The organism is Vibrio sp. 10N.261.52.C2 (assembly GCF_041471425.1).
GTDB classification, from domain to species: domain Bacteria; phylum Pseudomonadota; class Gammaproteobacteria; order Enterobacterales; family Vibrionaceae; genus Vibrio; species Vibrio crassostreae_C.
The window spans coordinates 21911-37657 of the sequence record NZ_JBFROH010000062.1; the positions used below are offsets into that span (position 1 = coordinate 21911).

General features: G+C 43.7%; 13 protein-coding genes and 1 pseudogene. 9 read left to right on the forward strand and 5 right to left on the reverse strand.

Annotated features, from left to right (window positions below; genetic code table 11):
- Positions 1-90: 90 nt before the first annotated feature.
- The 3 genes from AB4307_RS20350 to AB4307_RS20360 form a co-directional block, all read right to left on the reverse strand.
- Positions 91-2139, reverse strand: coding sequence for an ATP-binding response regulator (locus AB4307_RS20350; protein ID WP_372133239.1), 2049 nt, complete (start codon positions 2137-2139; stop codon positions 91-93).
- Between the two features lie 256 nt (positions 2140-2395).
- Positions 2396-3211 (reverse strand): TauD/TfdA dioxygenase family protein, encoded by an 816-nt coding sequence (locus AB4307_RS20355; RefSeq protein WP_372133242.1) that lies wholly within the window; start codon positions 3209-3211, stop codon positions 2396-2398.
- Between the two features lie 310 nt (positions 3212-3521).
- Positions 3522-4421, reverse strand: coding sequence for a Vmh family MBL fold metallo-hydrolase (locus AB4307_RS20360; protein WP_372133245.1), 900 nt, complete (start codon positions 4419-4421; stop codon positions 3522-3524).
- A gap of 160 nt (positions 4422-4581) precedes the next feature.
- On the opposite strand from AB4307_RS20360, the gene AB4307_RS20365 reads away from it, so the two are divergent.
- Together AB4307_RS20365 and AB4307_RS20370 are read left to right on the forward strand one after the other, a co-directional pair.
- Positions 4582-5475 carry a LysR family transcriptional regulator gene (locus tag AB4307_RS20365; RefSeq protein WP_017059121.1) on the forward strand — a complete coding sequence of 298 codons (894 nt, stop codon included), beginning with the start codon at positions 4582-4584 and terminating at the stop codon, positions 5473-5475.
- 145 nt (positions 5476-5620) lie between these two features.
- On the forward strand, positions 5621-6022 hold the full coding sequence (locus AB4307_RS20370; RefSeq protein ID WP_102547849.1) for an ACT domain-containing protein: 402 nt from the start codon (positions 5621-5623) through the stop codon (positions 6020-6022).
- A gap of 106 nt (positions 6023-6128) precedes the next feature.
- Here the strand turns inward: AB4307_RS20370 and AB4307_RS20375 are convergent, their stop codons facing one another.
- Positions 6129-8015 (reverse strand): methyl-accepting chemotaxis protein, encoded by a 1887-nt coding sequence (locus AB4307_RS20375; protein ID WP_372133247.1) that lies wholly within the window; start codon positions 8013-8015, stop codon positions 6129-6131.
- A gap of 344 nt (positions 8016-8359) precedes the next feature.
- Positions 8360-9076, reverse strand: a complete 717-nt coding sequence (locus AB4307_RS20380; RefSeq protein ID WP_372133265.1) for a DUF1826 domain-containing protein — start codon at positions 9074-9076, stop codon at positions 8360-8362.
- Positions 9077-9368: 292 nt separating this feature from the next.
- On the opposite strand from AB4307_RS20380, the gene AB4307_RS20385 reads away from it, so the two are divergent.
- The 7 genes and pseudogenes from AB4307_RS20385 to AB4307_RS20415 all read left to right on the forward strand — a co-directional run.
- On the forward strand, positions 9369-9941 hold the full coding sequence (locus AB4307_RS20385) for a YceI family protein (protein ID WP_372133250.1): 573 nt from the start codon (positions 9369-9371) through the stop codon (positions 9939-9941).
- Between the two features lie 321 nt (positions 9942-10262).
- Positions 10263-10958 carry a VC0807 family protein gene (locus tag AB4307_RS20390; protein WP_017059114.1) on the forward strand — a complete coding sequence of 232 codons (696 nt, stop codon included), beginning with the start codon at positions 10263-10265 and terminating at the stop codon, positions 10956-10958.
- Positions 10959-11314: 356 nt separating this feature from the next.
- The gene (locus AB4307_RS20395) at positions 11315-11590 is read left to right on the forward strand and encodes an HU family DNA-binding protein (protein ID WP_017059113.1); all 276 of its coding nucleotides are present in this window, start codon (positions 11315-11317) and stop codon (positions 11588-11590) included.
- Between the two features lie 25 nt (positions 11591-11615).
- Positions 11616-11759, forward strand: coding sequence for a hypothetical protein (locus tag AB4307_RS20400; protein WP_017059112.1), 144 nt, complete (start codon positions 11616-11618; stop codon positions 11757-11759).
- A 321-nt stretch (positions 11760-12080) separates the two neighbouring features.
- Positions 12081-12983 carry a VirK/YbjX family protein gene (locus AB4307_RS20405; RefSeq protein WP_372133253.1) on the forward strand — a complete coding sequence of 301 codons (903 nt, stop codon included), beginning with the start codon at positions 12081-12083 and terminating at the stop codon, positions 12981-12983.
- A gap of 268 nt (positions 12984-13251) precedes the next feature.
- Positions 13252-14955: an FAD-dependent oxidoreductase gene (locus tag AB4307_RS20410; protein WP_372133256.1), complete on the forward strand. Its 1704-nt coding sequence runs from the start codon at positions 13252-13254 to the stop codon at positions 14953-14955.
- A gap of 173 nt (positions 14956-15128) precedes the next feature.
- Positions 15129-15363, forward strand: a pseudogene (locus tag AB4307_RS20415) (carboxypeptidase M32); the annotation flags it as partial.
- Between the last annotated feature and the right edge of the window lie 384 nt (positions 15364-15747).

The following is a 15747-nucleotide window of genomic DNA, read 5'->3' on the forward strand; positions in this document are numbered from 1 at the left end:
CTTTTCTTGTGTTCATCTATTCATCTATTCATCTATTCATCTATTCATCTATTCATCTAGCTCAGCTGGATAACCGGACGGTACAACAAATCAAATCCAGTGAGCAATTTTGTCGAACAATCGATTTTTGTCTGCCGGTTTCACGATAAAATCTGACATGCCTGATGATTCCATTTTTTCCAATGTCACAGGAGAACTGTCACCTGTGTGAGCAATAATTGGCACCGAAGAGTACGCTTTATTGGCACTTCGAATTCGGCGTGAAGCTTCCACTCCATCCATGATGGGCATTTCGATATCCATCAGAATCAAGTCGATCTCGTCGCTATCCAACGCGTCTAATGCTTGTTGGCCATCTTCTTTCTGCACAACATCAAAGCCCTGCTTTTCCAATAACATCGCGGTAAATCGGCGCAGAGATTCGTTATCATCGACCACCATGATCGTGCGCTTATTGGTAGCTTCTAACGGTTTTACAGAAACTGATGGCATCACATAGTTGGAGTCGAAAAGTAAGCGTTCAATGGTCGCCTTGGTATTCAGTAGCCAAACTTGTGTTTCCACCCAAATAGGTTCAAAAGCAACGTTTCGGACACGTTTAATTGGGTGATGTTCATACAAATAGATGATTCGAGCTTCAGTGAATGAAAGTAAAGATTCAATCCTATCGAGGCAACTTGCTCTTAAATCCAAGCTCTCCATGTCAACGAATATCAAGTCGAATTCGAACTGGTATTCCTTATTTTTAAGCGCAGATGCTACATCCAACACCGTGAGCTCAAACCCCATAAAACGGGCTACCTCAGTCATTTTATTGGTGAGAACTTTCTGGTCACTCACCATTAGCACAGTCTTAAGTTTAGTCAGTTCATTCTTGATTTCTTTCACCGAATGGGAAGACAAAGATGGAAAAGTCATCGTGAACTGTGTCCATTGATCCACTTCAGACTGACATTTAATTTCACCACCAAACGAGCGCATTACCTTCTGACAAAATGGCAAACCTAAGCCGTAATTACCCGATTGGCCAGTAGTATAAAAGTCCTGAAAAATGCGTCGAATCACATCATTTGAGATGCCTGAGCCGTTATCGGTAACCATTATTTGATTGGCCACTTCATCACTACACATGGTGACATGAATATGAAAATCTTCAGGGCTGCGATGGTGGAATGCGTTCTTGAACAAGTTATACATCACGTACTTCAACAAAGTGTCGCTACCCAAGAAATCAAAGTTACTCTGTACGTCTAAAGAGATTGCTGATTTATCGGCTGAACGCTTGTAGTTAAAGCTGTCTATCGCACCCTCAATCACCGCTTGTGCTGAATGCTTCTTGAAGGTAGATCGAGATACTCGGTTTTCATCAATTGAAGTCAGCAACAGGTCAATCGTTTCGTTACCGGAATGAATGATCTCCATCGCTTCATCGCCCACTTCACGCAACTGAATCACTTCTTCATTGCTTAACGCATATTGCCCTTTTTGATCGCCACTTTTAGGGTTCGGCAATATGGACTGCATGACATCAATAGAGGTAAGTAATCCGCTTAGAGGGTTTCGCATCTCATGGGCAATACCCGCACCAAAAGACTTCGCCAATGACACCTTGTTTTCATGTTCCACCTGATTGCGGAAGTAGAACAAGTTGCCGAATAAGTAGATAAACAAAAAGATTGGCACATGCGTCCAATCCATTGTGAGTTCGAGGTAGAAGCCTTGTGCAATCCAAGCGCACAAGGTAGCAATCCCAATACCGGCAAAGGTTTGTGCAAACATCACTCTCGTCACGTGCACCAATAAAATATGGAGGAAAATAGCCGACATGAATGACATAACCCAAACGTTGGACCAATTATTCATTAGCAGCATGTAGAAGAAGAAACCTGGCAAACAGATAGTTACGGCAACTTGATAATAAGCCGGAAGGTATTTTCGCCATTCAAATGGGACGCGATTGCGAAATATAATGCCAAAGAACAATACCGAGCAAAACAGGCGAAGCGCTAAGTTTTCGTAGGGTTGCGGGAACAAAAACTCCCACACAATGTAGTAAATTGGGAAGCCGACAAAGCCCATCCAACCCACGAGGGTTAAATTCGGTTCTGCGTACTGGTAAACTTTACGAATCGCGTTCATACGAAATACTTTGCTCTCTAAGCCCTGACGTTTATTAATTCTATGATTTGGTTTTTATACTTATATTTTGGCGCCGATTATATTACACATCACGTCCGAGCAGTGAGGTTTCAATCAAATATGTACCAACGCATTTGTTTTTATTATTAAGCGTAGATGAATGATGCACCCTGCTGACGCTTAAATTTAAGTACGAGTGCTTGGTTCAGGGATGGGCATGCGCGGTGTTCTTTTGATAACTGTGTTCAGCTTACCGCTATGTCACTGTTACTCGATGCATTTTTCTTGGAGTATCCCCGTAATCTATCACTGCGTAATGTTGCGTTACCCTGTTATCCCAGATCGCCATTGAGCCGTTGTCCCATTTGAAACGAACTTGAAACTCAGGGCGTCTCGCAATTTCAAACAGTTGGCTGAGTAAAACATCACTCTCTTTGCGGTCGAGTTCGTTGATATAACGAGTAAACTGTTCATTGATACAGAGCGTTTCTTTATCCGTTTCAGGATGAACTTGAACAACAGAGTGAACCACTGGCGGATTCTCCTGTGCTGTTTTAATCAAGGATTTGTGCCAATCGAGATCAATGTCTTCTGATTCTATACCTTCAAAGGCCACAAGCGAATGAGTCGCCGACAACCCTCTCAACTTAGCTTTCATATCTTCATGTAGAGATTCAAAAACCGCAGTCATAGAACACCAGGTAGTGTCACCACCAATGCTTGGAATGTGTTGAGCATGCAACAGGGAAGCTTTCGACGACAAGCTGCGCCACGTTAAGTCGGTATGCCAATAACTTTCCTTTGGCGCATTGCCACGGGTTGTTTCAATCACACTCACCTGTGGCGCACTTTCCACGCGAGGGAAGAAAGGATGTGCAGGTTCTAACGTTCCAAAGCGCTGTGCAATCATCAAGTGTTGTTCTGGAGACAAAGTCTGCCCGTCGAGAAAGATCACTTGATGGGCAATAAGTGCCTGATACACCTTATCGAGTTCATCAGCACTGCATGTAGAAAGCTCTAGTTCGTGAATACGAGCGCCGATGTGAGGAGTAATGGGTTCTATTTTCAACATACTTTCGCTTATTGGTGATATTGAGTTGCAGGGCGGATCTGGCTACTAGGCTAATCTGACTACTAACAGTAAACCGGGTAAATGCTGATTTTCTTTCTCACTTGAAATAGAAAGTCGTCTCTCCGAAACAAAAAAAGAGCTCCTAAGCTGGAGCTCTTTTCGTTTTTTGATACTTCCTGTATCCATAGACAAGTCCAATCTGTAGTACTTTCACTGAAAGCCAGATCATCGATATCTCCAGTTGTGTATCACCAATAAATCTAGCATACAATCTTCAGACTGTTCTGGGACACAACCGAGATAATCAACTCTAGTGCCAAGCCATCTCACCGCTTAGCACTTTCGCGCCAAGTTCTAAATCGCCTTCCGTAGCCTCAAATTTCGGGTAGGCTTTCTTCATGTAATCACTGATCTCGACCGATGTTGGATTACTTTTGCCCGCCAACGCTTTTTCAATATCAGCCACATAATCCTTCGTGAAGTGAACTGCATTTATTCCTGTTGGCATTTCACCTAAATAGTGACCCGGAATTACAACCTCTGGCTCTAGTGCTTTCATACGCTCCAACGATTGTGACCACTGGCTACGAATCTCTTTCGATGCAGTATCTGCCATCCATACATGCACACCGCTATACACCGACACGCCACCAAACACCGTTTTTTCAGACGGAACCCATAGGTAAGCTTGGTGTGTATTTATCTCTTTCACTTCGATGGTTTCACCTTCGATGCTTAATGTTGTGTCGTTCATCACCATTGGAACAATCACCTTAGAGGGCGCGTTGCCTTCTAATATAGGCCCCCAGTATTCAAGCTTTGCATCTTTGGTGCGTTTGATATGCGCGACAACGGCTTCACTGGCAACGACTTTAACGTTAGGAAATGCCGAAACTATCGGTTCCAAACCAAAGTAGTAATCTGGGTCGCCGCTGCTGATGTAAACCATCGATAATTTTTTGCCTGTAGCTTTGATTTGCTCCACCAAATTTTGTCCGTCTGCGACACTGAATTGTGCGTCAAATAGAATCACTTCTTTCTCACCCGAAACCAATACCGAGCTTGCAGGGAATATCGCGTTCTCACCGGGGTTATAGTGAGTGATGTTCAGATCCACAGCTAAAGCAACACTTGATGCCAGCACGGTTCCTAGGCTTATGGTTCCTAAAAGCATGCTTTTTAATAACAGGTTTTTGGATAACGTATTCATGGCTTTATTCCGATACTTGGAGTTGAACACCTGCCAACTCGTTGAATGTCCAAATATCTTATTTGATTGTTTTTAGATGAAATAGATATCAAATTGACTTTAACTATTGCAGTTTTCGGACATATACTGAGGTCGGTTTAATTCTCTAGGCAATAAAACAATGGATAAACTCGAAGCAATGAATGTCTTTGTCACCATAGTGGAACGTGGCAGTTTGAGCGCAGCGGCAGAGCACCTTGATCTCTCACGAACCAAGGTCACTCGTTATTTGGGTGAGTTAGAAACATGGATGGACACACGCTTGCTTCACAGAACAACACGAAGCTTGAGTTTAACCAGCGCAGGTAAAGAAACACTTGAGGTCGCCAGAGAACTTTTGGCACTGGAAACATCCCTAGCTGGGATCAGAAACCAAAACCGAGAGCATTTAAAAGGTCAGCTGCGTATTACTGCGAGCTACTCGATTGTCGATAGCTTCTTGATGGAATCAATTAGTCGCTTCATCGCCAAATGGCCAGAGGTTTCTATCGACATTATCTCGACTGATCAGACCGTCAACCTGGTTGAGTCACGCATCGATTTGGCCATTCGCATAACCAACGAACTGACGCCCAATATTGTCGCGAAGCAGATCGGTGAATGCCGCTCCGTGATTTGCGCATCGCCTCAATATCTAAAAGAGAAAGGCACACCCACAGAAGCCCAAGATCTAGCGCACCACAACTGTTTATCGTTCAGTTACTTTGGCAAAACCGCTTGGACGTTCAATGGCCCCAATGGGCTCGAATCGGTTCCGATTAAAGGGAATATCAGTGCAAACACCTCAGAGGTTCTGCTTTCTGCCACACTCAAAGGCAACGGTATCTGTTTACTGCCCTTCCCTTCAGTGGAAACCTTGATGCGTGATGGTCTATTAGTGCCACTGCTTTCTGAATGGCAACCTAAAACGCTCGGTGTTCATGCTATTTATGGAACGCGTAAACAAGTCACACCGCTGTTAAGAGCCTTTATCGACCATTTATCTGACGAGATGGAACAATCGACAAGTTGGTAGAAGTACGATGCCATCACTAAGGAGGAAAACTTGCCATTAGTAAAACTGATGCAGAATTAAAATCATTAATTTTACTTAACTGTCAGTTGCTTCTATCGTGACTGCATACATCATCAATTAGCTTATTCACGCAGGGAAACTGACTATGGCTGCCATTACCGACCTAGACCTTCTACTGAAATCCATGTCACCAGAATTAATCGACGGGAGCTATGTTTTTTGTACTGTAGGCGGGGGATTGGCAGACTATGTTCAGCTCAATCCAATCTCGACTTTTCGTGAGAAAGAAGGTTTAACACTGGTTCTGAAAGAAGAAGTTGCGACCAAAGCTCAGCTAGACTTCGATGGTGTGTTTAGCCTGATTACATTGTCGGTACATTCCAGTCTTGAAGCGGTTGGATTAACAGCAGCCTTTGCCACCAAGCTTGGTTCTTACGGCATTAGCGCCAACGTGATTGCTGGCTTTTATCACGACCATATCTTCGTTCAGAAAGACAAAGCTGAAGCCGCAATGAGTGCGCTTAGAGAATTTTCAGAAGCGGATTAGTAAAGAATTCGATTGTTCACAGACACAAAAAAAGCGACGTAATCTACGTCGCTTTGGCTTATTGCTTAACGTGCACTCACTGATCAGGCATCAGTGAGCGAACCAGTTAAGCAAGCTTAAAAGTCGCCACTTTGTCACTTAAGCCAGCGGCTTGGCTCTTAAGTTCGTTCGACTCAGTTAAGCTGTCCTGTGCGCCCACAACTAAGTGGTCGGTAACATCTTTAATGGTCGTCACGTTCTGGGTAATTTCACCCGTCACATGTGTTTGCTCTTCAGCAGCCGTCGCGATTTGAGTCGCCATATCGCTGATCAAAGCAACTGCAGTATTGATCTCTTCAAGCGCATGCGAAGCTCGATCGGCATCTTCTACTGAATGTATTGCCAACTTAGAACTGCTCTCCATCAGCTCAACCGCTTGCGCCGTTGTACGCTGCAGGATATCAATTGTTGATTTGATCTCTTCCGTTGAAGAGTGGGTACGCTGTGAAAGCACACGTACTTCATCCGCTACCACAGCAAATCCACGACCTTGTTCACCAGCACGAGCCGCTTCAATCGCTGCATTCAAAGCAAGTAAGTTGGTTTGTTCTGCAATGCCTTGAATCGTTGCGAGTACAGTCGAGATCTCTTGAGCATGCTTGTTAAGTTCGCTAATCACACTACCCGCTTCATTAACTTCATTGGCTAGGTTATTGATTGAACCTTTGGTATCCACAACCAGAGCGTGACCACTGTTAGTGCTTGTCGCTGAATCTTGCGCCGCTTTTGCTGTTTGCTCGGCATGCGATGCTATCTCTTGCGTGGCGCTCGCCATTTCAGTTACGGCCGTCGCGACCATTGTGATTTCTTGTTGTTGATGGTTAAGCTCATCCACCGAACGGTTCGCACGCTGAGCACTTTGCTCTGACTGGCTGTTTAGCTGTTCTGACTGCCCACGGATATGGCCAATCAACTGCTGTAAGCTTCCAACAAAGGTATTGAAGTTATGAGCCAACTCGCCCACTTCATCTTGGTTTTCAACATGAATGCGTTGAGTTAAATCACCACTACCATTCGCGATTTGCGCCAGTGCTTGAGAAACGTGGTTCAACGGGCGGAATAGAATCGTACACAACAGGTTAAACAGTATGGTACATACGATCACCACAAGTAGCGTCACCAACACTTGACCAATCACTGCATCAAATAGTGGCGCAACCAGAGAGTCATGGTTAACAACGCTCACAGTAATCAGGCTCGTTCCATCAATCGCACGTGCGTACAGAACATAGTCGCTGCCATTCAACTCGATAGAAGTGTCTTTACCGCTAGTCAGAGCATTTTGTACATCGGAGAAATTTAACCCAAGTGAACTGATATTCTTGTTCAGTAACTTAGTGTCAGGGTGCGTATAAACCGTTCCTTTGTTGGTCGCGATGAACATGTAACCTTCACCTGGAAGAATCACCTGCTCTAGACTGTTTAAGATGTCTGTAATTTCTACATCAGCACCCAACACAACCTGTTGCCCATGCAGTTGCATTGCTGTTCCTAATGAAACAACGTTCGCCCCAGTTGCTGCAGCAACCGTTGGGTTATCCATGAACACCTTACTAGGGTTTGCTACCGCGTTGGTGTACCAACCCCATAGACGTGGGTCATCATTGCCCGGCGGCAATACCACTCCGTTTGCGTTCTTTTGCGAACCGTCTGGAAACGCCAAGAAGACATTATCAAAAGAGGCTGAATCACGAACCTGTTTTAGGTGAGTCACCAAGCTTTCTTGTTTGGATTCTTTCGAAAGAGAAGTAAGCGCACGCTCTTTGGATAAGATCCAATCCGATACATATTGATTGTAAGAAGCCGATGCGCCTTCTAAACGCTGTTCAACTTCTGTATCCAACCTTTGCAATGAAGCACGAAAAGACAATGCCTCGACCAAAATCCCCCCCAGGATAATGGCCATACTGGCTGAAATCGCCAGCTTATTTTTAAGCGAGAGTTTCTTGAACATAGGAAACCTATAATTTGGAAGTAATAAACCGTGGCGAACAAATTGATTGCCAAAGCGGTTTGCAAGCGGGATATATTTTACGCTTTAAAATAAATTAAGAAACCAGCTAACCGGTTGAATTATTCATATGTGTGAGTAAGAGCACGCATCGTAACCCATTGATTTAGAGAATGGTAAACTCTAAATTTTGAATTAATGTGTTAAACATGGTCAGCTGATGAGTGTCTCTGTTTGAGAGTAATAACGGCACAGATCGCGCTATACCGTTAGATCATTAGGAAGGTATTTAAACGTGTTGAACGTCTGAATAGAAACAGGTTGCGGACAAAGTAGTCAAAAGTTGATCAACCAAAGTCCAACGTTAACAGCAATCGTGTTTCGTCAGATGAAGTGACTGGTGAACGGTGAACAAGGCCTCTATTCTCATTGCCACTCCAACGCTCCCCTTTTAATAACGCAACATCACCACTGGCCATTTTCTGGATGTCAGATTCGTCGTTGTACAGGCCTGAAACAGAATCAGGCTTTCCGTTAGCCCCTAGCCCTAGCTTAGAACGGTCGACTAAGTCGTTTGGCAACCATTGAGTCGCAACACCATGATAAGTTGTCACCAAGCGGCAAGGCACTTGATCAAAATGGAAACGTGGACACATCGCTTTATTCAGAACGGCTAAACGCAACCCGACTTCTTCAAGCTCAAACAAACAACAGAACATATCCACCAGCTCTGACATGTTTTCTAACAGCGCTTTAGAGGCGGTGCCATCGGTGGCAAATTCCAACTTATCGAAAGCATTTTCAGGTGACACGCTAACAGACTTACTAAAGTTTGGATTCAAGGCGATAAATTCACTAATTGCCGTCGTTAAGCCTTCATCAAACTGTCGCTGCCATACCGCTATATTAATATCACTTTGGTAGATATCCGCTAATACCGTTGGCTGCTCAGAAGCACTCAAGCTTGGCTTGTGATTTGCCTTATCCTGAATACTCACAGCTGAACTAATGTTAAGTGGCTGGCTGCTATTGGTAGCCAAAGGCTTGGTTAACACGGCATTCATTACGTCGTCTCCTTGATACATGCTCATCGCTTCCCTTTTACCAACAGAATAATTATTCTTGGCAAGAGTGATTTTGGTTATGTTATAACATAACTAAAAATAAACAAGTCACTTCGTCGATCATGATTCCAGTAATACAGCGACGCTCTTCTTTTCCTGCGGTAATTTTTCGAATGCTGAACTAAGCTTCTATCTATCTTTTTCTAATTTATCTTTAGTTCAAATAAAGATCTCCAAAAATGCACGACTCGAGAGCGTTAAACTTGTGAATTCATCAATGTGGTGACAACTTATGAAAAAACTAATCTCTACACTCGGCATCCTATGCACCGTTATCTCCGCTCAATCTTTCGCGGAAACGGGCTACACGTTAGACCCCAATTTATCGAATATCACGTTCGCAACCATCAAGAAGCAGTTTGTTGTTGAGCCCGCATCCATCAAGCCTTTATCTGGTGGTCTTACCGAAGCGGGTCAGTTTTCCATATTGTTGGACGTAAAAAGTGTGAGAACTGGCGTGGCTATTCGCGATCAGAGACTGAATGAACTCTACTTTGAATCGATGACTTTCCCTGAAGTGAAGATATCTGGAAAAGTTGAACCGTCAATGTTGTCCGGTGACCCAAAAAGAACAACCATTGCAGCGGAGGTTACCTTGCACGGCGTAACAAAAACGATCGATTTCCCAGTTGTGGTGGTTCCATCCTCAGGATTTGTCATGGTTAGTTCAGCCTCGACAATCATCGTCAACGGCGCTGATTTTGGGATATCGACAGAGAATCTAAACAAACTTTCAGCGACCGTGGGTGGATTAGCGATTTCCGACCAAATCCCTTTAAGCTTTAACCTACTTTTCGACCAATAATGGACTTATAACTATTCCTTTCTATTCTCCCTCATTTCACATTCATCAATCGTTTGAGAGCGGTGAATGTGAGTAAGAGTACGCGACAACGCAATAAACTGAATTAGGTTTGAATAAACTAAACCAAAATTTCCACTCGATTTCCCCAAGTCGGCCAGATAAACATCCCTCACAAAGTATTAAATTGAGCGTTATATAGGCTCAGAGATGTCGTTGATGTCACATGTCGTTACACAGCATGACGCCTTAAGGCTTTACATCTTGGGCGAGGTAAACAACAATCCCTGAGAACAAATCCATAACATAATGTATTTAGAAATTATGAGTAACACAGAAAACAAAAAATCGAGTCCTCTTTTCGAAGTCGTGTTTAACGTCTTTCTTCCTTCATTCATTTTAATGAAGTTCAGTGGAGATGAGCATCTCGGAACAGGCTTAGCTTTGCTTGTTGCCCTTGCCTTCCCTATTGCTTATGGTGGCATGGAGTTAATCCGCAATAAGAAGTTCAACTTCATCGCTGCGCTCGGCTTTGTAAGCGTGCTATTGACGGGCGGTATTGGTTTCTTTGAGCTAGACACTCGTTGGTTAGCACTAAAAGAAGCATTAATCCCTGGTCTAATTGGTTTGGCGGTTCTTGGCTCAACCTTCACCCGCTACCCGTTTATCCAGAAAGTTATCTTCACACCGGCCCTGTTAAATATCTCTCTTATTGAAGAGCGCCTAAAGCAGTTCGGTAACCAAGCAAAGTTTGATCGTTGTCTAATGACATCCAACTACCTATTCGCGAGTACTTTCGCATTTTCTTCAGCTATGAACTACTTCCTAGCGACTTGGATTGTGACTAGCCCTGCTGGCACCGCTGCCTTTAATGAAGAACTTGGCAAGCTGACACTTTACAGCTACCCAGCAATCGCCATCCCAAGCATGCTGATGATGTTAGGTATTTTCTACTACATTTGGCGTCAAGTTCGCACGATGACATCACTAGAAACAGAACAAATTTTTATTACTAAATAGTTCTGAATTAACAAATCGCTCTGACAGCACAACATGAAGCCCAGCAATTAAGCTGGGCTTCTTTGTTTTTACTCTTTCGTTATCAACGTGATAGATGACAGCTTCGATTTGGATTATGAATCGAACGGGCAACCCTAATGCTCTTTTCTCAAGTAAATTTGGGCAACATGTCTATAAACCAATAATAATCAATGAATTGCATTGATTGAACCGACAGATGCTTTTATAGTCAATTCTGTTGGTTACTTTACAAAGCTCTACCCGCTCACTGACATTATTTCAATTGCTGTTGATAAGATCGCATAAGCTAGGTGCTAAAGGTAGACGCCAGCCGTACTCAATAAGGAATATAGATAATGAACAAATCTCAATTAGTTGAACACATCGCGACTTCTGCAGACATCTCAAAAGACCAAGCAGGCACAGCACTAAATGCGCTAGTTGAAGGTATCTCTACTTCGCTTGCGAACGGTGATGACGTATCGATCCTTGGATTTGGTAGCTTTAAAGTTAACTCTCGAGCTGCTCGCACTGGTCGTAACCCGCGAACCGGAGAAGAGATTCAGATTGCCGCATCAAAGACGCCAGCATTTAAAGCGGGCAAGGCACTAAAAGAGACGTGCAACCTGTAACACAAAAAACACAAGGAAGATTACGATGACGACTAAGGAAAAAGCGAAAACGAGCCGAAGCAAAAAAGCAGGCAAGTCGACTAAAGCGCAAGCCGAAACGCCTAAGACTCGTCAACGCATTGAAGAGCTTCTCGAAGAGCGTGAACTGGCTAAACTGTTAGAACTTTAGTTTATATAAGAACTAAAGTTTAGGTTTAAGCAAGGTAATAGTTTGTTATCGTTCTAATGCCACTGCAGATTTGTAGTGGCATTTTTGATTTAGGAGCAAGCGCCTCTAATAAATAACATTGATACCCCTCCCCACTAAAGCGACAAACACATCTGTCCAAAATCTGAACGCTAAGTAACTGATTGAGTTACATAGCTATACATACCCATACATACCCAAATCGCATTTTTCACTATCATCATTTTCATTGTTAGTTATGAGAGTCAGGGAAATGTTCGCAACACTAATGTGTTGGTGCAGCGTTTCTTTTTTGAGGTGATTATGAATGTCGTTCGCATGGGAATAGAAGCCAATACCCATAAAAATAAGGGTAAGTACAAGGCGATAATTAAGTTTACTATTCGAGCCCTGTTTTATTATTCAGCTACTCGAAAAATGAGTAATAATTTCAACTCTGAAGAGAGAAAGTTATTATTTATCAAGCAACCCAACTTCCTTTCTAAATTTGTGACTCCCTACTTATGTACTGGCTTTAGCAATAAAGAAAAGACCGATATCTTATCCAAACACTACGACTGGTTTGAAAACACCTTCGCAACAGAAGCTAGACACCAAATCTATAACGAAAGGCTCAATCTTTTAAAACTTGAGATAGATGACAACGTTTATCTGGTTAATCTCAGCTTCGAAAGAAACGCGAGAAAAGAAGGTGAACTGACAATTTCATTGACCAACTCTCAACTCGAAAAAATGTATACCATTTCGTTTACTGTTTTCGACAACAACATCTACATCGGCGGTATACAGGGTGGCGCCAATGACAATGGATTTAGCCGCACATTCACCAAAGCTTTTTACGGTTTAAGACCTAAATCCTTCATGGTAGAAACACTACGACTGCTCGCTATTAACTTGGGTATCGACAATATCTATGCGGTAAAAGAGTCTGGTCATGTCTCGAACTCATTACGCTACGGTAAGAAAAACAAAGACATCAGCCTTAAATACGACAGTCTGTGGGAAGAGCACGATGGACAGGTGCATGATAACTATTTCTATCGTCTCCCGACAAACCCGAACAGGAAAGATCTTGAAGCTCTAAAACGTCAAAAGCGTAAGTTGTATCGCGAGCGTTATGCCTGGCTAGATCTGTATGAACAAGATCTGAAGAACGTAATCAGTCAGCACATCCATGATCCTGTTCATTATGCTCATGACAGTTAATTTGGCTAACCTGTACTCGACTCGCTAACGCGTATTACCTTTACTAGCGTGCTTTAGTCTAATCACAGCCCTTGGACCAAACGCTCAATCCCGAGGTGATAGCTTTAAAATAAATATTAGACAATGCTAATTTACATCTTTATAGTATCTAGGTATTTCGAAAACTACTCAATCGCCGGCGACCAGCCAGTACTGATCATTAAGAAGATACAAGCTCTATGCTCGGCAATTTGTATAGTTAAACTTAGAGACAGTAATAGGTAAACGTATGACTAAAATTGTAATCATCGGTGGCGTAGCAGGAGGTGCTTCAGCTGCTGCACGCGCTCGTCGTCTTAGTGAAGAAGCCGAAATCATAATGTTTGAACGAGGACCATTCGTCTCTTTTGCCAACTGTGGATTGCCATACCACATAGGTGGCGATATCGAGGATAGAAGCAAGCTTCTGTTACAAACACCTGAAAGCTTCTTAGCTCGCTTCAACGTTGACGCACGAGTGATGAACGAAGTTACCTCTATTGATCGCACCAATAAAACCGTTACAGTCAAAAATCTTGTTGATGGTAATCACTACAGCGAGAGTTACGACTTCTTATTACTCAGCCCTGGAGCCGGTGCCGTCGTTCCTCCCATCTCAGGAATCGATAACCCCCTCACCCATTCACTACGCAATATTCCAGATATGGATCGCATCATCGAAACAATCCAAATGAATAAACCTGAGCACGCGACAGTTGTTGGCGGTGGCTTTATCGGCTTGGAAATGATGGAAGCGTTTCATCAGCTTGGGATCAAGACTTCGTTGATTGAGATGGCTGACCAAGTAATGACGCCAGTAGACCGGGAAATGGCCGGCTTTGCCCATGCGGAGATTCGTGACAAAGGCATCGACCTAAAACTCGGCGTCGCGCTTGAGTCTGTGAAATATATACCTAACGAACACATCGCAAGTTTTGATTCAGGCGAGAGCGAGAAGCACCAACACATAGAGGGTGAATTAGAATTAACACTTAATAATGGCGAGTCATTAACTACTGATATCTTAATCATGGCTATCGGTGTGCGTCCTGAGACTAAGTTAGCAAAAGAAGCAGGACTTCAAATTGGCGAACTAGGTGGTATCTACACCAATGAAATGATGCAGACTAGCGATCCTAGCATCTACGCTGTGGGTGATGTGGTCGAAGAAAAAGACTTTGTCACAGGTGCACAAACTCTAGTTCCGCTTGCTGGCCCTGCTAACCGTCAAGGTCGTATGGCTGCCGACAACATGCTCGGACGCAATGAAATCTATCAAGGTACACAGGGCACAGCTATCTGTAAGATTTTTGACCTAGCCGTTGCCTCAACAGGGAAAAACGAAAAACAGTTGAAGCGTGAAGGCGTCGACTATGAAAAAGTCTATGTGCATACCGCAAGCCACGCTAGCTACTATCCTGGCGCTGAGATTGTCTCGTTCAAGATGTTATTCGCCCCTAAGACAGGGAAAATACTAGGTGCGCAAGCCGTCGGTAAAGATGGCGTTGATAAACGCATTGATGTTATGGCAGTAGCTCAACGTGCAGGTATGACCGTTGATCAGCTTCAACACCTTGAGCTCACTTACGCGCCGCCGTATGGCAGTGCCAAAGATGTGATCAACCAAGCAGCCTTTGTGGCAAACAACATTATCAAGGGCGACGCCACTCCGATTCACTTTGATGAAATGGACTCACTGACTAACGAGCAAGTCCTGCTTGATGTACGTAACCCTGGAGAGCTTGAAAATGTCGGTTTCATTAAGGATGCAATCAACATCCCTGTCGACCAACTGCGCCAGCGTATGGACGAACTACCTAAAGACAAGGAGATTGTTATCTACTGTCAAGTTGGGTTACGCGGTAACGTTGCGTATCGCCAATTAGTAAACAGTGGTTTCAAAGCCCGTAACCTGATTGGCGGATATCGTACTTATCAGTTCGCCACAGCTTAATCAGCAAATGATACACTGTTCTTATACTTTTGGAGCACTAAATGTGCTCCTTTTTTAATTCAGGAAAATAATAGTTAAGTCCCATGTCGTTCTTCTTGTGTGTGACCGACACTTCGATACTCTCTTAAGCTAATCCAGATTATTCTCACTGCACGTACCGTACCTAACGTTTGTTTGGCTACTTCCCTTCCTACACGCTTGGAGCAATGTATGGCGGCGAAGCAGAAAACCGTAGACGTAAATGGCGCGATTCGTTCTGGCGATCTATCACCAATCTTTACTTGGTTATCAGACAACATCTGGAGCAAAGGCAGCTTGCTGACGACAGATGAATTAGTCAAACAAGCGACAGGCGAAACTCTAAATCCCGCGCATTTTAAAGATCATCTTCGCAATCGCTACTTATGATTGTGACCAAAAGCAGCCCGCCAGGGCTGCATTGGATTTGATATGACAGATGAAGAAAAGCTTGAGCTCGTTAAGTCTCGTTTGAAGACATCGAAGAGGATGATCTTATGGATGGCGACGAGGTCTTTGAGTCACCCGATGGCAGTGAAGAATAAACTGGCCCCTTCCCGCGAAGCGGGCCAACTTCAACGCAAAAGCTCGCACATCCGCGCACTTGCACCTCCACAAGGGAATCATGACCAGATTACACAGGACCTTGTACAAATAGTGTCGACTTGTTGGATACCAGCGTGGAGATCTAGCACGTTTTTGGACAACAACGTGTCAGGGATTTTGCTAAATTAACAAAACACGAATAACCATAGGGGCTCTTCTCCGCTTAGA